Genomic DNA, 260 nt, shown 5'->3' with positions numbered 1-260 from the left:
CAACGGCTGGTATGCCGACCCTGCCTGCACCACCCTCTATGACTTCTCCGCCCCCGTCACCGGCGACCTCACCCTCTATGCCGGCTGGAAGATGGTGGGCTTTGAGGGCGCCAAGCCCGACAGCGACGCGCCCGATACCCCCGACGTGGATGAGCCTGACATCGACATCGGCGACGACGACACCCCCCTCAATCCCGCGCCTTCCTTCACCGATATCCCAGACGGCCACTGGGCCGGCGAGGCCATCGATGCCGTGGTTG

General features: G+C 66.5%; 1 protein-coding gene. It reads left to right on the top strand.

Going from position 1 to position 260, the window contains the following annotated elements; all coding sequences use genetic code 11:
• Positions 1-260: InlB B-repeat-containing protein (locus H7U37_RS15445; protein WP_204877052.1), on the top strand; the 260-nt coding region annotated here is incomplete at both ends.

This window comes from Pseudoflavonifractor phocaeensis, assembly GCF_016901735.1.
Taxonomy (GTDB): Bacteria; Bacillota; Clostridia; order Oscillospirales; family Oscillospiraceae; genus Pseudoflavonifractor_A.
The sequence above is the reverse complement of the archived record's forward strand: the minus strand, read 5'-3'. Positions and strand labels throughout refer to the sequence as shown.